The sequence below is a fragment of the Azospirillum brasilense genome (assembly GCF_007827815.1).
Classification (GTDB): Bacteria; Pseudomonadota; Alphaproteobacteria; order Azospirillales; family Azospirillaceae; genus Azospirillum; species Azospirillum brasilense_C.
On the sequence record NZ_VITH01000003.1, the window covers coordinates 161,591 to 179,377 of the forward strand.

Consider the following 17,787-nt stretch of genomic DNA (forward strand, 5'->3'; position numbering starts at 1 on the left):
ACACCGGCCATGCGTTCCTTCTCCCTCCCCGACTTCCTGTCGCTGCTCAGCGCGCTGCAATGGACGGCCGTCCTCGTCGTCATCGCGCTCGGCTTCGGCGCTCCGCTGGCCTTGGCGCTCGCCCTGATGCGGACCAGCGCCAGCCGGGCGCTGCGCTGGACCGCCACCGCCTTCCTCCAGCTCGTCCAGGGCGTGCCCTTGCTCGGCCTGCTGATGTTCTTCTATTTCGGCATGCCGGTCTTCCTCGGCATCGAGATGCCGCCGCTGGTCGCCGTCGGCATCGCCATGACCGTCTACACCGCCTCCTTCCTCGGCGAGATCTGGCGCGGCGGCATCGAGGCGGTGAAGCACGAGCAGTGGGAGGCCGCCGCCTGCCTCGGCCTGTCGACCTGGCATCAGTTCCGCTACGTCATCGCGCCGCAGGCCTTTCGCATGGCGCTGCCGCCGACCGTCGGCTTCCTGGTCCAGCTGATCAAGGGGACCTCGCTGGCCTCCATCGTCGGCTTCGTCGAACTCGCCCGCGCCGGCCAGCTGGTCAGCGCCGCCACCTTCCAGCCCCTGCTGGTCTACTCGATCGTCGCGGCGATCTACTTCGCCGCCTGCCTGCCGCTCACCCTGTGGGCCCATTCCCTGGAGGTCCGTCTCAATGGCGCTCGTTGACATCCGAAACGTTACCAAGAGCTACGGTTCCACCCAGGTGCTCAAGGGGGTGTCGCTCGACATCAAGGAAGGCGAGATCGTCACCATCATCGGCAAGTCGGGCTCCGGCAAATCGACGCTGCTGCGCTGCATCAACGCGCTGGAGCGCATCGACGGCGGCGAGATCACGGTGGAGGGCCAGACGGTGCGCACCGACATGCCGAATCTGCGCGACTTCCGCCAGCGCGTCGGCATCGTCTTCCAGGCCTTCAACCTGTTCCCGCACATGACGGTGGAGCGCAACATCACGCTGGCGCCGGTCCTCAACAAGCGGATCGCCAAGGCGGAAGGCCGAGCGCTGGCGCTGGACGTGCTGGAGCGCGTCGGGCTGGCCGACAAGATCGACGCCTATCCGGCCCAGCTCTCCGGCGGCCAGCAGCAGCGCGTCGCCATCGCCCGCTGCCTCGCCATGCGCCCGCACCTGATGCTGTTCGACGAGGTGACCTCGGCCCTCGACCCCGAGCTGGTCGGCGAGGTGCTGAAGGTGATGGAGGACATGGCGCGCCAGGGCATGACCATGGTCCTGGTCACCCACGAGATGGGCTTCGCCCGCAACGCCGCCTCCAAGATCGTCTTCATGCACCAGGGCCGCGTCTGGGAAGAGGGGCCGCCGGCGGACCTCTTCGCCAACCCCCGCACCCCCGAACTGCAGAGCTTCATCGCCTCCGTCCGCTGAGGCGCGCCGAACCAACCACCGGTTCCTCCCGAGAACCGGACAACGACCTGAACAGAGGAGCAATGTCATGAGACTCTTCCGGACCCTCGCCGCCGCCGTGGCGGTCTGCGCCACCGTCGCCCTGACCGCCGCCTCGCCCTCCGCCGCGAAGGCGGATGTCCTGCAGAACGTTCTGTCGGCCGGCAAGCTGCGCGTCGGCGTGTTGACGGACGCGGCCCCCTGGGGCTTCAAGGACGCCAAGGGCGAGGCCGCCGGCCTCGACATCGAGCTGGCGAAGCTGATGGCCGCCGACATGGGCGTGAAGCTGGATCTGGTCCAGGTGACCGGCGCCAACCGCATTCCCAGCCTGCTCGCCAACAAAGTCGACGTGCTGATCGCCGCCGCCGGCGCCACGCCGGAGCGCGCCCAGCAGGTGACCTTCACCCAGCCCTACGCCGCGGTCAATCTCGGCGTCTATGGGCCGAAGTCGATGGCCGCCGCCACCGATCCGGAGGGTCTGAAGGGCCGCAGCATCGGCGTCGCCAAGGGCTCGACGCTCGACATCTGGCTGACCGACAACGCCCCCGGCGCCAAGCTGGTGCGCTTCGAGGACACCCCCGGCGCCATCGCCGCCTATCTGGCCGGGCAGGTCGAGACCTTCGCCGAGAACAGCGCCATCGCGCTGAAGGTGTCGGAGGACAATCCCGGCAAGGAGGTCGAGCAGAAGTTCCTGATCCGCCAGTCGCCGGCCCATGTGGCCGTCCGCCACGGCGAGCAGGACATGGTCAACTGGATCAACACCTTCCTGTTCTACAACCGCCTGAACGGCAAGCTGGGCGCCCTGCAGATGAAGTGGTTCAAGGAAAAGCAGACCCTTCCGCAGATGTAATCCGCCGTTCGGCATCCAAGAGAGGTTTTATTCGATGATCACGAGGTTCCAGGTCGGTTCGCGCATGAGCCAGGCCGTCGTCTGCCAGGGCATGGTCCACATCGCGGGTCAGGTCGCCAACAACCGCACCGGCTCGATCAAGGAGCAGACCCGGGATGTGCTGGCCAAGATCGACGCCCTGCTGGAGGAGGCCGGCACCGACAAGTCCAAGCTGGTCGCGGTCAACGTCTTCCTGCCGCACATCACCGACTTCGACGCCATGAACGAGGTCTACGACGCCTGGATCGACCCGGCCAACCCGCCGGCCCGCGCCTGCACCGAGGCGCGGCTGGCCGACCCCGACCTGCGCGTCGAAATGACGGCGCTCGCCGCCCTGTAAGCGGGCTTCTTCGGCGAACCGGAGGAGGCGTCGGGCGACCGCTGCCCTGCCAAACCCTGCCACGGCACAGGCTGCCAAGGCGCCCCTCCGCCAGAAGGTTTTTGGAATGCACACTGGCCTCTACCACGCGCTCGACTTCGCCGCCGATGGCAAGTCACTGGATTTCCTCAGCATCCCGTTCTCGGTGGACCGGTCCCCCTATTATCAGGTGAAGGTCCCGGTCTGCCGCGTGCGCAACGGGACGGGTCCGCGCGTGCTGCTGATGGCGGGCAACCACGGCGACGAGTACGAAGGCGAACTGCTGCTGGGCCGGCTGTTCCGCCGCCTCGATCCCGCGCGCATCCGCGGCGAGGTGACGATCCTGCCGGCCACCAACGCGCCGGCGGTGATGGCGGCGCGGCGCCGGTCGCCGCTGGACGATGGCAACCTCAACCGTGCCTTCCCCGGCGACCCCGCCGGCACCCCGACCTTCCGGCTGGCGCATTTCCTCGAACACGAGCTGTTCCCGCGCCATGACGTGGTGTTCGACATCCATTCCGGCGGCACCTCGATGGCTCACCTGCCCTGTGCGCTGATCGAACGGCAGGGCACGCCCGACCGTCTCGCCCGCGCCCTGGAGTTGATGCGGGCTTTGGACATGCCCTACGGCTTCGTGGCGGAGAACGGCGCCGCCGCTCCGACCTCGATGGCCGCCGCCGCGCGGGCCGGCGTCATCGGCATCAGCGGCGAGTTCGGCGGCGGCGGCACGGTGACTCCGGAAACCATCGCCTACACCGCCCGCGCGATCGACAATCTGCTGATCGCCGTCGGGCTGACCGATGCGCCGGTGCTCTCGGGTCCGACGCCCGCTGCGGCGCCCGCTGCGGCGCCCATTGCGACGCCGATGCAGCTTCTTCAGCTTGACAGCCACCGGCAGGCGATCTACGCGCTGCGGCGCGGCTGGTTCGAACCGGCGGTCGATGTCGGGGCGCGGGTTTCCGCCGGCGACCTCGCCGGCTGGTTCCACGACCTGACGCGGCTCGACCAGCCGGAGGAGGAACTGCGCTTCCAGGAGGCCGGGATCGTCATCTCGCGCCGCCTGCACAGCGACAGCGAGGCCGGCGATTGCCTGATCCAGGTGGCTCGTCCGGTCGAGGAGGCGGGCATCCTGGGGCGTGCGGCCTGACCGCGGATCATCAGACGGGGAGACGGGCGGCATGAGTGACACCGGTGCGGCGAAGCGTCCGCCGACCATCGACGACGTCCTCCGCCTCCGGGCAGCGGAGCCGCTGCCTTCCAGCGACGGAAGAACGGAGGATGGGGCGGCCCGCGACGGGGCCGCTCCGCCGCGCATCGTCGAGATCGCCCGGCTTGCCGGGGTCTCGCCGATCACCGTCTCGCGCGCCCTGCGCCAGCCGGAGAAGGTGGCCGAGGCCAAGCGCCGCAAGATCCTGGAGATCGTCGAGCGCACCGGCTACGCCACCAACCCGCACGCCCGCGCGCTGAGGTCGGGCCACTCGAACATCGTCGCCGCCTTCGTTTCCAACCTTCAAAGCCAGCAGTTCTGCCTTGCCGTGCAGGGCTGCGGCGAGGTGCTGGAGCCGCAGGGCTACCAGCTGATGATCGGGCAGACCTCCTACTCCTACGCCAAGGAAACGACGATGATCCAGTCGCTGCGCGAGATGCGCCCGGCGGCGGTCATGTTCACCGGCGTCATCGAGATCGAGGAGAACCGGCGGGCCCTGCGGGCGCTCGGGATTCCGATCATGGAGACCTGGGCCTATCCCCGCGACCCGATCGACATGCTGGTCGGCTTCTCGAACATCGACAGCGGCCGCTTCGCGGCGGAGCATTTCGCCGGGCGGGGCTATCGCCGCGTCGCCTTCATCGGCCGCCGCAGCGGCCGCGGCGCCCTTCGCCTCAACGGTTTCCGCGAGGGGGCCCGCGCCGCCGGGCTCGACATCGTCGCCGAGCTTTCGGTCGACAGGGTCACCAGCATGGTCGACGGCCGTCGCGCGCTCGCCGAGCTGCTGTCCGGCAACGCCGCGATCGAGGCGGTGTTCTGCGCCAACGATCTGCTGGCGACCGGCGCGCTGCTGGAGGCGCGCCGGTTGGGTCTGCGCCTCCCCGAAGACATCGCCATCCTCGGCTTCGGTCACAGTGACGTTGCCGAAGAGCTGCCGCCCGGACTGACCACCATCGGGATCGACAGCCGCGACCTTGGCCGCCAAGCCGGATCGATGATCCTGCAGCGGATGCGCGGAGACATGCCAGCGGAGCCGATCCGTGCCATCGATCTGACACTGACCCATCGCGGAAGCAGCTGAGGCGGCACCGTCAACCCGGCGCCGTCATGAAACGCCACACCCGCCGCGCTTTCGCCGTGTCAAAGTGACAGCTCAGCCGCGGTCGACGGAGCGGCGGGTCATCATTTCGGTGAACCGCTGGTTCTCCCGCATCGGCGGAGGCGGGAACATGAGGACGCTCATACCGCCTCAGGGCGCCGCAATCCGGCAGGAACGGCGATCTGGGTGCGGTGCATGCGGCGGCGCTGGTGCTCGGGAAAGGGATCGCGGCGGTGCATGGTCCAGCGGTTGTCCCACATCACGAGATCGCCGACCCGCCATTGGTGGTGCCAGGACAGCTCCGGACGCACCGCCGCCTCCCACACCGCATCGAGCAGGGCTTCGCTCTCCGCCGGCGGCAGGCCGGGAATGCAGGCATGCGGGCGGCGACCCAGAAGCAGCGCCTTGCGCCCGCTCACCGGGTGGATGATGACCAGCGGATGCACGGTGCCCGGCGATGTGGCGAGGTCGGTCGGAGGCGCGAAGCCCTGCCGCAGATAGCCGCCGCTGTTGGTGGTGCTGTCGTGCTTGATCGACAGCCCGTCGATCCGCCGCTTCAGTTCCTCGGGCAGGGCGTCGTAGGCGGCGAACATGCTGATGAATCCGGTGTCCCCACCCTCCTCCGGCACCTCCAGCGCGTAGAGGCTGCTGGCGTAGGGCGGGGTCTCCAGATAGGTCATGTCGGCGTGCCAGACCGACTCCCCCGCCCCCAGCGCGCCGATGGGGCGGCCCTGCTCGGTGACGTTGGAGATGACGTAGACCTCCTCGAAGCCCGGCGCGTGCAACCGGCCATGCTCGGTGATCGGCGCCTTGTCGAGCGGGCCGAAATGGCCGGACACCCGGACGAGGTCAGCGTCGGACAGCGTCTGGTCGCGGAACACCAGCACCAGATGGCGGTCCAGCGCCGCGGCCAGCGCAGCGGCGCTGGCGCCATCCAGCGGCCGCGACAGGTCGATGCCGCGGATTTCGGCCCCCAGCGTGGGGGAGACCGGATGGGTGGTGAAGGTGGGGTGGGTCATGAAAACGCCCTCAGCTTCCGGTGCGGTCGTGGATGTCGGCGAAGAACAGGTCGCGCCAGTCGGCGGGCCGGTTGCGGATCGAGCCGATGCGCGCCATGAAGTCGGTGAAGATGCCAATGCCGCGCGGGGCGAGGTCGTAGGACACCTCCGGATGGGCGATCATCGCCGCCACCTCCTCCTCGCCCAGCTTGGACTTTTCGATGCGGATGTAGGCGCGGGCGGCCTCCCTGGGGTCGGCCTTGATGAGGGCCACCGCGTCCTCCAGCGCCGCCAGCACCGCCTTGGTCAGCCGCGGGTTGGCCTCATGGAAGGCGGCGGAGGTCCACAGCGCGCTGAAGGACGCCGGCCCGCCCAGCACGTCGTAGCTGCTCAGCACCTTGTGGATCTTCGGGTCGCGGAGCTGCTGGTCCTGGAAGGGCGGGCTGGTGAAGTGGGCGGTGATCTCCGTCCGGCCGGACAGCAGGGCGGCGGTGCCGTCGGGATGGGCCAGCGACACGGTCAGAGGGTCCAGCCGCGCGTGCTGGCCGGGGCCGAAGACCTGCTCGGCGGCGATCTGGAGCACGATGGCCTGATAGGAGGCGCGGACCGACGGCACGACAATGCGGTCCTTGTCCGTGAAGTCCGTCAGGCCCTTCACCCCGGGCCGGTTGGTGTTGAGGTAGGCCGGCTGGGCGTTCAGCGCGGCCAGCCCGCGCAGGTTGGCGTTTCCCTTCGTTTTATCCCAGGCGATGATGAAGGCCGGCACACCCGCCGCCCCGAAATCGGCGTTGCCGGACAGGGTGGCCTCGGTGATCGTCGTCGGGTTGCCGAGCGGGGTGTAGCGGACCGTCACCGCGCCCAGCCCGGCGGCGCGGGCGTGCGTCTCCACCAGCCCCTTGTCCTCCATGACGTAAAGCGGCAGGTAGCCGAGGCCGAGGTTGCGGGCGAAGCGGACCTCTGTCGCCTCGGCCTGCGCGGGGACCGGCGACAGGCCGGCGAAGCCGGCGGCGAGCAGAAGGGCGGCGCCGAGAAGCGTCCGGCGCGGAACGGAAACGCGCATGGAAAAGGGCGTGGTCATGGTGTGTCCCGTGAAAAAGCCGGTCAGATGACGCGGAAATTGTGGGCGCCGTCGCGCTTCAGCTGGTCCACCAGCTCAAGCTCCCAGTCGATGTAGCCCTGCATGGCGGCGGCGCTGTTGTCGGTGCCCTCGTAGGGGCGCTTGTAGACGTCGTCCGGCTCCGGCCCCAGGCGCTCCAGCCCGGCGCTGAGCGGCAGCCCGGCCGCCACCCAGCCCTGCGTGCCGCCCTCCAGCAGCAGCGGGACCGCTCCCGGAGGGAAATCGGCGGCGGCGTAGCGGGTCAGCGTGCCGTCCCGGCAGGTCAGCACCGGGCGCACGCCCTTCGGCAGGCGGGCGATGGTGCCGCCCAGACGCGCGCGGGTCGAAAAATACGCTCCCGGAATGTGGCCGGCGCGGTAGCGCGGGCTGCGGGCGATGTCGATCACCGCCGCCTCGCCGTTCTCCAGAAGGGCCAGCAGGTCGCGCGGCGCCACCGTCTCCGCGCCGACGTCCGGTACCCGCGGCAGGCGGCGGCGGTCGGGGCCGCTCTCGATGCCCAGAGACGCCACGTCGCCCTCCAGCACATGCACCTCCCAGCCGAGCTGCGCCAGCCAGGAGGCGGTCATGTCGGCGCGCGGGCCGCCGCCGCCCGCCGGATCGTCGGCCAGCACGATGCGGGCGCCGCGCACCGCGACATGCTCGTCCGTCGCCTGGACGAGCTGCCCGCCCGCCGCGTGGCGGAAGCCCGGCAGATGGCCGGCCGCGTACTCCTCCGGCGTGCGCACGTCGAAGAGATGCAGGGTGCGCCGCTCGTCGCCGCGGAAGGCGTCCAGCGCGGCGGGGCCGATGCGCCCGACGCCGGCCCGATCGGCCACCGCGCGGGCGGCCTTGCGGCCCTTGGCGTCGCCCTCCGGCGACACCGCCGGAAAGCGCCCGTCGCGCCCGCGGTCCAGCTCCAGCCCGGCCAGGGTCCAGCCGATGGTGCCGTTGCGCAGCGCCGCCACCCGGTTGGGGATGCCGGCGTTCACCAGCGACTGCGTGCCGATGATCGAACGGGTGCGCCCGGCGCAGTTGACGACGACCAGCGTCCGCGGGTCGGGCGCGATGTCGTGGACGCGCTTGACCAGTTCGGCCCCCGGCACGCTGATGCCGCCGGGAATCGCCATGGTCTGGAACTCCTCGTAGCGGCGGGCGTCGAGGATCACCAGATCGGCCCCGGTGTCGACGAGCGTCTTCACCTCGTCGGCGGACAGCGACGGGGTGTGGCGGTGATGCTCCACCCACTCGCCGAACGCCTTGCTGGGCACGTTGACGTCCCGGTAGACCTCGAACCCGGCGGCGGTCCAGCCGGCCAGCCCGCCCTCCAGCAGCGTCACCTCGCGGTAGCCCAGCGCCAGGAGCCGCCGCGCCGCTGGCTCGGCGTAGCCCTCGCCGTTGTCGTAGACGGTGATCGGCACGTCGCGCCGCGGCAGCAGGTCATAAGCCAGAAGCTCCACCCGGCTGAGCGGCAGCGACACGGCGAACAGCGGGTGGGCCAACGAATAGGGTCCCTCCTCCCGCGCGTCGAGAAGGGCGACCTCCCTGCGGTCGATCCAGTCGCGGCGGATGTCCGCGGCGGTGCGGGTGGCGAGCGGTGCGGTGTCGGGTGGGGCGGTGTCGGGCATGGTTTGCTTTCCGGGACCTGTTATGCGGCTTGCGGAACGGACTTCGAGCGGTCCCACAGGTTGGGCAGGGCATTGTTGGCGTAGCCGGAGATGAAGGGCTTGCGCTCGCCGGTCAGCGGATCGAAGACTGACCGCCGAATGGCGCCGATGTTGCCGCCATAGACGTGGATGCTGATCGACGGTCGGTCGGTCAGCGCGTTGGAAATGGCGTGGACGTCGCCGAGGCGCGGCGACACCGCCTCCACCGATCCGACCGGCAGAAAGTCGGCGGCGGAGGGGATGGGCGGGCCGTCCTGCAATTCGTAGCGTTGGGAATGTTCCGCCCCGCGCAGCACGCCGACGAGGCCCCAGACGGTGTGGTCGTGGATCGGCGTGCGCTGTCCCGGTCCCCAGACGAAGCTGACGACCGAGAAGCGCTCATGAGGATCGCAATGCAGCAGATACTGCCGGTAATGGACCGGATCGGGCTGCGCGTAGGCGTCGGGCAGCCAGTCGTCCACGGCGACCAGCCCGGCCAGCAGGCTGCGCCCCGAGTCAAGAATGGCGGCCTCGTCGTCGAACCGCTCCACCAGACGGGTGAAGTCGCCAATGAAGCCGCGCAGGCGGGACAGGTTGGAAGGGGTGGGATCGGTCATGGCATCCGTCCATCCGGAACGTTGGGGGGCGGCCGAGGCCGGGGGTGGGGCGGATCAGGCCAGCGCGGCCACCAGCACCGGAAGGACGGCCAGGACGACACCGGCCCCCAAGGCCAGCCGACGGCCGAGCAACGGCTGCTCCGCGTGCGTCCGGTCCGGCGCGTCGTCCGAAGGATCCGGCGGCAGTGGCAAAGGCAAGGAGCAAGACGGGCTGAGCGAAGCGATCAGCATCCATTGGAAGTCATCCGAAGCCTTCATGCCGGACCTCCTGCTTGAAAGGGTGGACGACGGGGGAGCGTCGTCCGGACAATTGCCGCACTAAAAACAACACTTTTTCATAGTGTTATTTATCCCATTCCATATAGGAAAATAGGTTTTTTGTTTGACGTCAAGCTTGCACTTCCCCCCGAGCGCGGTTTTCCGCTGGTTCAGCGACGTGGACGGGCGACGCGATCGCGGGAAGACGGAGCAGGAAGACGGGAATGAGCGACACGCGACGCGTCTTGATCGCCGGAGCGGAAGCGGTCGGCGCCCATCCGGCGCGTGCCGGGCAGTCCCTGCGCTTCGAGCCGGCGCCGCTGCTCCTGGGATTCGCGCCGGGACCGATGATGGAGGCGAATCTGCGGCGCGCCATGATCCTGTCGCGCGGCGATCCGACCGTCTTCCTGCGCGAGCCGATCAGCCTCGCGCTGCTGGTTCTCACCGGCCTGCTGCTGGCCGCCATCATCCTCCCCGCCGTCCGCCGGAACCGCGAGCGCGTGTTCGCGGAATGACCGGCGGGCGGTACGGGCATCCAGTCAGGGCTGCGGCGCGGAGCCGATGAAGGCCGAGGCGCGCTCGCCCCACCGCTCATGCGGGTAGTAGTCCCAGACGGCGTGGTGCTGGGTGGCCCAGTTGTCCCAGAAGACCAGGGAGTTGGGGCGCCAGTGGATGCGCGTCTGGAAGGCCAGGTTCTTTTCGATGTGGCGGAACAGCAGGCCCAGGATGGCGTCGCTCTCGGTGCGCGTCAGCTGGACGATGTGGCTGGTGAAGGCCTCGTTGACGAACAGGTACTTGCGCCCGGTCAGATGATGGCGCGCCACCACCGGATGCTCGGCGGACGGAAAGGTCTGCCCCGGCTGCGGCGTGGCGCCATAGCCCGCCGTCCAGGCCTTGCCCCCGTCATGGACGGCGGTCAGGCCGTCGAGCAGCGCCTTGACCTTCTCCGACAGCGAATCATAGGCCAGATACATGTTGGCGAAGGCGGTGTCGCCGCCGATCTCCGGCTGTTTGGTGACGCGCAGGAAGGAGCCCCAGATGGGTTCGGGATCGCAGGTCACGTCGGAATGCCACGCGTCGCCGGCGGTGTAGCGGGCTTCGGGGCCGGTGCGCCAGGCCAGGATCTCCGGGTCGTGGTCGTTCGACGACAATTGCCGGGCGCCCCCCAGCACATGGCGGTGCAGCGTGCCGAAGTGGCGGGCGAAGCGCTTGTGGTCCTCCGCGGTGATCTCCTGGTCGCGGAACACCAGCACCAGATGGGCGGCGATGGCCTTGCGGATGTCGGCCAACTGCGCGTCGCTCAACGGCCTGGACAGGTCCACGCCCTCGACCTCGGCGCCCAGGATGGGCGACAGCGGGCGCACCGCGATGCTGTCGTAGCTCGGGCGCTCGCGGCGGCTCCAGTCGGCGATGGCGGTCTTGTCGTGGAAGTCGCGGTAGAAGCTCATGATGGTCGCCTCAGATTTTGCCGTTAGATTTCGTAGGCGAACGGAAGCTCCGACGCGGTGAAGAACTCGCGGTGGATTTCCTTGCGCAAAGCGATGAAGTCGGGGCTCGACCGGTCGCGCGGGCGCGGCAGCCCGACCGGCAGCCTCTTGCGGATGGTGCCGGGGCGCGACGACATGACCACCACCTCGTCGCCGAGGAAGACGGCCTCGTCGATGTCGTGGGTGACCAGGATCATGGTCGTGCGCTGCGCCTCCCAGATGCGCAGGATCTCCTGCTGCATCTGGATCCGGGTCAGGGCATCCAGCGCGCCGAACGGCTCGTCCAACAGCAGCACCCGCGGCTGGTTGACGAGCGCGCGGGCGATTGCCACGCGCTGGGCCATGCCGCCGGAGAGCTGGTGCGGGTGGGCCTTGGCGAAGCCCTCCAGCCCGACCAGTTCCAGATGCTCCCGCACCCGCCGGGCGACCTCCGCCCTGGGCAGGGTCTTCAGCCCGAAGGCGATGTTCTGCTCGACCGTCAGCCAGGGCAGCAGGCGGTGCTCCTGGAAGATGACCCCACGGTCGAGGCCGGGACCGCCGATGGGCCGCCCGTCGAGCGTGACGGACCCGTCATAGCTGGTCTCCAGACCAGCGATGATGCGCAGAAGCGTGCTCTTGCCGCAGCCGGAACTGCCGACGATGCTGACGAAGCTCCCGCCCGGAACGTCGAGCCGGATGTCGCCGAGCGCCTGGACCGTTTCGGTCCTGAGCGGGCCGGTCTTCAGCGTGAAGGTCTTGGACAGCGGGCCGATGCGCAGGCTGGCGGCGCGATCGGCGCCCGCCTTGCGGGCAGCGGTGGCAACCATGGCGGTCAGCTCCCCGAGAAGGTGGTTTTCCAGGTGATCAGGCGGCGTTCGGCGGCGCGCAGCACGACGTCGAGCAGCTTGCCCATGGCACCGATGGTGATCATCCCCACCAGAACCTGATCGGTCTGGCTCATCTGCCGGGCGTCCATGATGAGGTAGCCGAGGCCCGACGAGGCGGCGATCAGCTCGGCGGCGACCACGCAGATCCAGGCCACCATCAGCCCGACGCGCAGGCCGGTCATGATGTTCGGCAGCGCCCCCGGCAAAACGACCTGGAGAATGAAGCGGCGGCGCGTCACCTCCAGCACGCGCGCCAGCTCGACATGGCGGTGGTCGGTCTGGCGGATGCCGTCGATGGTGTTGACGAGGATGGGGAAGATGGCGCCGAGGAAGATGATGTAGACCTTCCCCGCCTCGCCGATGCCGAACCACAGGATGGCCAGCGGAATCCAGGCGATCGGCGGGATCGGCTTGGTCAACTGGATGATCAGGTCGGTCAGCCGGTCCAGCGTCCGCGACAGGCCGATCCCGATGCCCAGCGGCAGGCCGACCAGAGCGGCGATGGCGAACCCCTCCAGCACGCGCAGCAGGCTGACGCCGAGGTGGCGGAACAGGTCGCCGCTGGCCGCCAGATCGACGAAGGCCTTGCCCACCCTGGTCGGCGGCGGCAGCAGGATGGGGCGGATGTAGCCCAGCGCGAACGCCGCCTGCCACGCCGCCAGCAGCGCGACGGGAAGCGCCACATACAGCGCCGCCCGGCCCAGGACCCCCGGCAGGACGCCGGCCAGGGCGCCCAGGCGGGAGCGCAGGGCTCCCGTTTTCGCCCCCGCCCTCAGCCCGGCCCGCTGCGCGGAACGCGCATCGGAAGCCAGTTCGGCGCTCATTTCAGCCCCGCCTCGTCCGCCGGCTTGCGGTTGAAGAAGGCGTCCACGTCCACCGCGGTCTTGATCAGGCCGTGGGCGCGCATGAACTGCTCGGTCTTCTTGACCTCGGCCACGTCGTCGTCGTGGATGGCCGGGTCGTAGTTCATCCGCTGCAGGACCTGGACCAGCAGGTCGGGGGCCAAATTGACGTCGCCGCTGATGAGCTCGGCGGCCTCCTTCGGGTTGGCGGTGATGAATTCCGACGCGCGCTTGTACGCCGTCAGCAGCGCCTTCGCCTGCTCGGGCCGGTTCTTGAGGAAGCCGTTGTCGGCGACGATCAGCAGCAGGCCCTTCTTGATGCCGGTGCCGTCGGCCAGCACGCGGACCGCCTTCTGCGATTCGAAGCGGGTCAGGATCGGCTCCCACACCGCGCCGGCGTCGATGGTGCCGGCGACGATGGCCGGCGGGATCTCCGCCACCGGCAGGTTGATCAGCTCGACGTCGTTGAGCGTCAGGCCGCCCTGCTCCAGCACCAGCGCCAGCAGATGGTGGGCGTAGGACCCCTTGGTCACCGCCACCTTCCTGCCCTTCAGCTCCTTGGGCGAGGCGATGGGGGAGTCGCCGCCGACGACGACCGCCAAGCTCTTCGGACCGTCCGAGGTCAGGGCGATGGCGCTGGTGTCCAGCCCCGCCGCCTTGCCGACCAGCGCCGGCGTGTCACCGACGAAGCCCACATCCTGCTGCCCGGCGGCGAAGGATTCGTTGATCGGCGGACCGGCGGGGAAGAGCGACCATTTGACGGCGGCGTTCGGCGCCACCTTGGCCAGTTCCTCGTCCAGCCACTTCTTCTGTTTGGCGACGAACAGGGGCGCATAGAGGGGAAAGGGCTGCGCGGCGATGCGCAGATCGTCGGCGGCGGAGGTGGTGGCGGTTCCGGCCAGCCCGAGGCCGATGGCGGCCGCGACGGCCAAGGCGACAAATCTGGAAACGGCCATGGTCGGTACCTCGCTTCATGCTCGGGTTTTGGGATCGGGGTCCGCTGGCCGGGTCGCGCGTCGCCGTTACCAGGACCCTCCGATTTCCCTATTCACATTGTGGTTGTTCCTATTTCATTTAACACACATTGGTGTCAAGCCACCCCGGCAATGACGCGGTAATTTTTGTGCAATTTTTCCGATTAGGTGCAAATTTTCTCGTTGATTGATCTATATCAACGAGGAAAGTTTATTTGTCTATCTGAATTATGGATTATTCACGGTGGGCACTCCGCTCCGCTGCCTTGGCCGAAGGACGATCCAATGACGACGAAGTCCCCTCATGCCGACGGCTTCCGCCGCTTCACGCTGACGCCCTACAACCCCTTCATCGGCGCCGTGGTGGACGGAATCGACCTCGGGGAGACCACCGGCGAGGAGGTCCGCGCCGACCTGCGCCGGGCGCTGGCCGAGTATGGCGTGCTGTTCTTCCGCGGCCAGACGCTGCCCCCGGAGCGGCAGGTCGATGTCGCCCGGATCTTCGGCGATCCCGACAAGGCCAAGGCCTATTTCAAGCGCCACGACTCGAACCGGCTCGTCGAGCTGATCGAGTTCACGCCGGGGCAACCGGGCTACGGCACCGATCAATGGCATGCCGACATCACCTTTTCCGCCAACCCGCCCACCGGCACGGTCCTGCACGCGCGCGACGTGCCGTCCGTCGGCGGCGACACCGCCTGGGCCAGCGGAACCTACGTCTACGACCGCCTCGACCCGGCCTTGCGCGCCTATCTGGAAACACTGGAGGCGGTGCACAGCATCGAGCACAGCGGCTGGCCCGAGTGGTTCCGCACCCAGCCCAACGGGGAGGAACTGTACCGTCAGGCCCGCGCCGAGCATCTGCCGGTGGCGCACAAGGTCGTCCAGACCCATCCGGTCACGGGCCGCAAGCTGGTCTATGTCAGCCCGAACTTCACCCTGCGCATCCGCGGCCTGTCGCGCCAGCAGAGCGACGCGCTGCTAACCTTCCTGTTCGGGCTGTTCGAGAAGCCCGAAGCCCAGGCGCGCTGGCGCTGGCGGAACGGCGACGTGGCGATCTGGGACAACCGCGCCACCGTCCATTACGCGGTGACCGACTACACCGGGTACCGCCTGCTCCACCGGGTCACCTTCGGCGAGGACAAGGCCTTCTGAGCGTCGGTTTTGACGTCCCGGAAGGGAAATCGGCATTCCCTCCATCCCGGCCATATTTAACATATTATTATTGCTTTATATGAAAAAATAATACATGCATGATCGCTTGTGGTGTTGCTTATTTCCCTTCTAAATATGTAGAGTTTCTTTACCGGCGGACGACCGCGCCGCCGGGTGAAGACGGGGGAGATAAGCCACCATGAAGCCGTTCCTGCCTTCCATCGCCCTGCTCGCGCTGGCCACCCTGGCGCCCTTCTCCGCCGAGGCCGCCGGCAAGGTCGTCGTGGCCTACCAGACCGACGCGTTGCCGTCGTCGGTGGCCATCGCCAACGGGGACTTCGCCAAGGCGACTGGCGCCGAGATCGATTTCCGCAAGTTCAATTCGGGCGCCGACATCTTCGCCGCCATCGCGTCGGGCGACGTCCAGGTCGGCTATGTCGGCTCAAGCCCCTTCGCCGCCGCGGTCAGCCGCGGGCTGGACGTGAAGGCCTTCTACCTCGCCAGCGCCTCCGGCACGGACGAGGCGCTGGTGGTCCGCAACGGCTCCGGAATCGAGACGCCCGCCCACCTGAAGGGCAAGAAGCTGGCCGCCGCCCCGGTCTCGACCGACCATTACCAGCTCCTCGCCGTGCTGAAGCAGGAGAAGCTGAGCGAGCGCGACGCCCAGGTCTTCGCCATCCCACAGCCCGACATCGTCGCGGCCTGGAACCGCGGCGACCTGGACGGCGCCTTCGTCTGGGACCCGGCGCTGACCGAGCTGAAGAAGACCGGCAAGGTCCTGCTGACCTCCCGGCAGGTCGCCGACCGCGGCGCCCCGACCTTCACCGCCTGGGTCGCCACCGCCACCTTCGCCAAGGAGAACCCGGCCTTCCTGAAGAGCTTCGCCGGGGTGGTGGAGCGCTACAGCGTCTCCTTCCGCGACGACAAGGCCGCTTGGGGGCCGGACTCGCCGAACGCCAAAACGCTGGCCGGGCTTCTCGGCGGCACGCCGTCCGATCAGGCGGCGGCGCTGAACAACCTGTCGCTGATCCCGGCCAAGCAGCAGGCCACCAAGGACTGGCTGGACGGCGGCGAGAACAGCGGCACCGCCCGAATCCTGAAGGAAACCGCCGAGTTCCTGAAGGAGCAGAAGAAGGTCTCCACCGTGCTGCCCAGCTACGGCGGCTTCGTCACGGCGGATTACGTCAAGGCGCTGCCCTGACGCGCGGCCGGACGGGAGGCGCGCCATGCTTCGGGTGCAGAACGCCAGCGTGTTCTTTCCAGGCCGTGACGGCGGGACGATCCACGCGCTGGACCGCGCGTCGCTGGACATCGACGCCAACAGCATCGTCGTCGCGCTGGGCGCGTCGGGCTGCGGCAAGTCCACGCTGCTGAACGCCATCGCCGGCTTCCTTCCCCTGTCGGACGGCAGCATCACGCTGGACGGCCGGCCGGTGGAGCGCCCCGGCGCCGACCGCGGCGTGGTGTTCCAGAAGGACACGCTGCTGCCCTGGAAGAGCGTGCTGGACAATGTGGCGCTCGGCCTGGATTTCGCCGGCCTTCCCTTGCGGGAACGGCGGGACCGCGCCGCCGAGCTGTTGCGCCTCGTCGGGCTGGAGGGCTTCGCCAAGGCCGCCCCGCACGAGCTGTCCGGCGGGATGCGCCAGCGCGTCGGCATCGCCCGCGCGCTGGCCACCGACCCGAAGATCCTGCTGATGGACGAACCGTTCGGCGCGCTCGACAGCCTGACGCGGGAGCAGATGCAGGAGCTGCTGGTCGACGTCTGGGCGCGCACCGGCAAGCGCATCTTCTTCATCACCCACTCCATCGAGGAGGCGCTGTTCCTCGGCACGACGGTGGTGGTGATGTCGCCGCGCCCCGGCCGGATCGTCGCCCGCTTCGACCTCGACTTCGTCCGGCGCTTCGCCGCCGAACGGGACGTGCGCGCCATCCTGTCCGACCCGGAATTCGGCGATCTGCACAACCGGATCCGCGACCTCGTCCACCGTCCGCATCACGCGGCGGTCCACCGCGGGGAGACGCTGCAATGACCGACGCCGCCCGCACGACCACCGCTCCCCTGGCCGAGCCCGCCGCCCGGCCCCGGACCGTCGCCCTGCGGCCCTTCGGGCTGGACGGCGCGCGGACCGGTCCGATCAGCGCGGTCACTGGGTTTCTGCTCATCGCCATGTGGTTCCTGGTGTCGCATTACAGGCTGGTGACGCCGCTGTTCCTGCCAGCACCAGGGGAGGTGGCCGCCCAGTTCATCGCCATCCTGGAGGACGGCTACGCCGGCGCCACGCTTGGGGAGCATGTGTCGGCCAGCCTGCTGCGCATCCTCACCGCGGCGCTGATCGCGGCGTCGCTCGGCATCCCGCTGGGGCTGGCGATGGGGCTGAACCGCTGGGCCAAGGGCGTCCTCGACACGCCCATCGAGTTTTACTGGCCGCTGCCGCCGCTGGCCTATCTGCCGCTGATGATCATCTGGCTGGGCATCGGGGAGGTGTCGAAGATCGCCCTGCTCACCCTGGCGATGTTCGCCCCGATCTGCCTGTCGGCGCAGGCCGGCTTGCGGTCGCTGCCCATCGAGCGGGTCAACGCCGCGCTGTCGCTGGGGGCCACGCGCTGGCAGCTCTTCCGCGCCATCGTGCTGCCCAGCGCCCTGCCGGAGATCCTGACCGGCCTGCGCATCGCCATCGGCGTCGGCTGGAGCACGCTGGTCGCCGCGGAGCTGATCGCGGCGACACGCGGCATCGGCTTCATGATCATGTCCGCCTCGCATTTCCTGGCCACCGACGTGGTGTTCGTCGGCATCGGCATCATCGCCGCCTGGGCCTTCGCCTTCTCCTACGGGATGCACCTGCTGGAATCCTGGCTGGTGCCCTGGAAGGGCAAGACCTGACGCTTTCCCGAACCGGAGTGCTTT

Annotated in this window: 20 protein-coding genes; 11 read left to right on the forward strand and 9 right to left on the reverse strand. The window is 68.9% G+C overall.

Translation table 11 applies throughout. From position 1 onward, the window contains the following. Positions 1-9: 9 nt before the first annotated feature. The 6 genes from FBZ83_RS07545 to FBZ83_RS07570 all read left to right on the forward strand — a co-directional run bounded on the left by FBZ83_RS07545 (position 10) and on the right by FBZ83_RS07570 (position 4,928). The gene (locus FBZ83_RS07545) at positions 10-660 is read left to right on the forward strand and encodes an amino acid ABC transporter permease (RefSeq protein WP_145681872.1); all 651 of its coding nucleotides are present in this window, start codon (positions 10-12) and stop codon (positions 658-660) included. Then, positions 647-1,375, forward strand: coding sequence for an amino acid ABC transporter ATP-binding protein (locus tag FBZ83_RS07550; RefSeq protein WP_145681873.1), 729 nt, complete (start codon positions 647-649; stop codon positions 1,373-1,375). The genes FBZ83_RS07545 and FBZ83_RS07550 overlap by 14 nt, the downstream gene beginning before the upstream one ends. A gap of 67 nt (positions 1,376-1,442) precedes the next feature. Continuing rightward, complete coding sequence (locus tag FBZ83_RS07555; RefSeq protein ID WP_145681874.1) at positions 1,443-2,243, forward strand: transporter substrate-binding domain-containing protein; 801 nt, start codon at positions 1,443-1,445, stop codon at positions 2,241-2,243. A 34-nt stretch (positions 2,244-2,277) separates the two neighbouring features. Next, entirely contained in the window at positions 2,278-2,622 is a 345-nt protein-coding gene (locus tag FBZ83_RS07560) for a RidA family protein (protein ID WP_145681875.1), read from the forward strand. 106 nt (positions 2,623-2,728) lie between these two features. Then, positions 2,729-3,787 (forward strand): succinylglutamate desuccinylase/aspartoacylase domain-containing protein, encoded by a 1,059-nt coding sequence (locus FBZ83_RS07565; protein WP_145681876.1) that lies wholly within the window; start codon positions 2,729-2,731, stop codon positions 3,785-3,787. A 31-nt stretch (positions 3,788-3,818) separates the two neighbouring features. Then, positions 3,819-4,928 carry a LacI family DNA-binding transcriptional regulator gene (locus FBZ83_RS07570; protein WP_145681877.1) on the forward strand — a complete coding sequence of 370 codons (1,110 nt, stop codon included), beginning with the start codon at positions 3,819-3,821 and terminating at the stop codon, positions 4,926-4,928. Between the two features lie 158 nt (positions 4,929-5,086). Here the strand turns inward: FBZ83_RS07570 and FBZ83_RS07575 are convergent, their stop codons facing one another. From FBZ83_RS07575 to FBZ83_RS07595, 5 genes are read right to left on the reverse strand one after another with little or no spacing between them, the layout of a single operon-like run. Beyond that, positions 5,087-5,965 (reverse strand): TauD/TfdA dioxygenase family protein, encoded by an 879-nt coding sequence (locus FBZ83_RS07575; RefSeq protein ID WP_145681878.1) that lies wholly within the window; start codon positions 5,963-5,965, stop codon positions 5,087-5,089. A gap of 10 nt (positions 5,966-5,975) precedes the next feature. After that, complete coding sequence (locus FBZ83_RS07580) at positions 5,976-7,022, reverse strand: ABC transporter substrate-binding protein (protein ID WP_145681879.1); 1,047 nt, start codon at positions 7,020-7,022, stop codon at positions 5,976-5,978. A 23-nt stretch (positions 7,023-7,045) separates the two neighbouring features. After that, positions 7,046-8,665 (reverse strand): rhodanese-like domain-containing protein, encoded by a 1,620-nt coding sequence (locus FBZ83_RS07585; RefSeq protein WP_145681880.1) that lies wholly within the window; start codon positions 8,663-8,665, stop codon positions 7,046-7,048. Positions 8,666-8,685: 20 nt separating this feature from the next. Further along, positions 8,686-9,300, reverse strand: a complete 615-nt coding sequence (locus FBZ83_RS07590) for a cysteine dioxygenase (protein WP_145681881.1) — start codon at positions 9,298-9,300, stop codon at positions 8,686-8,688. 54 nt (positions 9,301-9,354) lie between these two features. Next, positions 9,355-9,558: a hypothetical protein gene (locus tag FBZ83_RS07595; RefSeq protein ID WP_145681882.1), complete on the reverse strand. Its 204-nt coding sequence runs from the start codon at positions 9,556-9,558 to the stop codon at positions 9,355-9,357. A gap of 224 nt (positions 9,559-9,782) precedes the next feature. Here FBZ83_RS07595 and FBZ83_RS07600 point away from each other — a divergent pair, with 224 nt between their 5' ends. Then, a complete protein-coding gene (locus tag FBZ83_RS07600) occupies positions 9,783-10,073 on the forward strand; it encodes a hypothetical protein (protein ID WP_186465998.1) in 291 nt (96 codons plus the stop codon). Between the two features lie 24 nt (positions 10,074-10,097). Here FBZ83_RS07600 and FBZ83_RS07605 read toward each other — a convergent pair whose 3' ends face one another. The 4 genes from FBZ83_RS07605 to FBZ83_RS07620 are packed head-to-tail and all read right to left on the reverse strand — an operon-like array spanning position 10,098 to position 13,709. Beyond that, positions 10,098-11,006: a TauD/TfdA dioxygenase family protein gene (locus tag FBZ83_RS07605; RefSeq protein WP_145681883.1), complete on the reverse strand. Its 909-nt coding sequence runs from the start codon at positions 11,004-11,006 to the stop codon at positions 10,098-10,100. Positions 11,007-11,029: 23 nt separating this feature from the next. Beyond that, positions 11,030-11,851: an ABC transporter ATP-binding protein gene (locus tag FBZ83_RS07610; protein ID WP_145681884.1), complete on the reverse strand. Its 822-nt coding sequence runs from the start codon at positions 11,849-11,851 to the stop codon at positions 11,030-11,032. Between the two features lie 5 nt (positions 11,852-11,856). Beyond that, on the reverse strand, positions 11,857-12,735 hold the full coding sequence (locus FBZ83_RS07615; RefSeq protein ID WP_145681885.1) for an ABC transporter permease: 879 nt from the start codon (positions 12,733-12,735) through the stop codon (positions 11,857-11,859). Then, complete coding sequence (locus FBZ83_RS07620; RefSeq protein WP_145681886.1) at positions 12,732-13,709, reverse strand: aliphatic sulfonate ABC transporter substrate-binding protein; 978 nt, start codon at positions 13,707-13,709, stop codon at positions 12,732-12,734. Before FBZ83_RS07620 ends, FBZ83_RS07615 begins: the two co-directional genes overlap by 4 nt. Before the next feature lie 303 nt (positions 13,710-14,012). On the opposite strand from FBZ83_RS07620, the gene FBZ83_RS07625 reads away from it, so the two are divergent. The 4 genes from FBZ83_RS07625 to FBZ83_RS07640 all read left to right on the forward strand — a co-directional run bounded on the left by FBZ83_RS07625 (position 14,013) and on the right by FBZ83_RS07640 (position 17,763). Continuing rightward, positions 14,013-14,882: a TauD/TfdA dioxygenase family protein gene (locus FBZ83_RS07625; protein WP_145681887.1), complete on the forward strand. Its 870-nt coding sequence runs from the start codon at positions 14,013-14,015 to the stop codon at positions 14,880-14,882. A gap of 199 nt (positions 14,883-15,081) precedes the next feature. After that, on the forward strand, positions 15,082-16,083 hold the full coding sequence (tauA, locus tag FBZ83_RS07630) for a taurine ABC transporter substrate-binding protein (RefSeq protein ID WP_145681888.1): 1,002 nt from the start codon (positions 15,082-15,084) through the stop codon (positions 16,081-16,083). 25 nt (positions 16,084-16,108) lie between these two features. After that, positions 16,109-16,912, forward strand: a complete 804-nt coding sequence (locus FBZ83_RS07635) for a taurine ABC transporter ATP-binding protein (protein ID WP_145681889.1) — start codon at positions 16,109-16,111, stop codon at positions 16,910-16,912. Further along, positions 16,909-17,763, forward strand: a complete 855-nt coding sequence (locus FBZ83_RS07640; RefSeq protein WP_145681890.1) for an ABC transporter permease subunit — start codon at positions 16,909-16,911, stop codon at positions 17,761-17,763. The genes FBZ83_RS07635 and FBZ83_RS07640 overlap by 4 nt, the downstream gene beginning before the upstream one ends. Positions 17,764-17,787 lie beyond the last annotated feature (24 nt).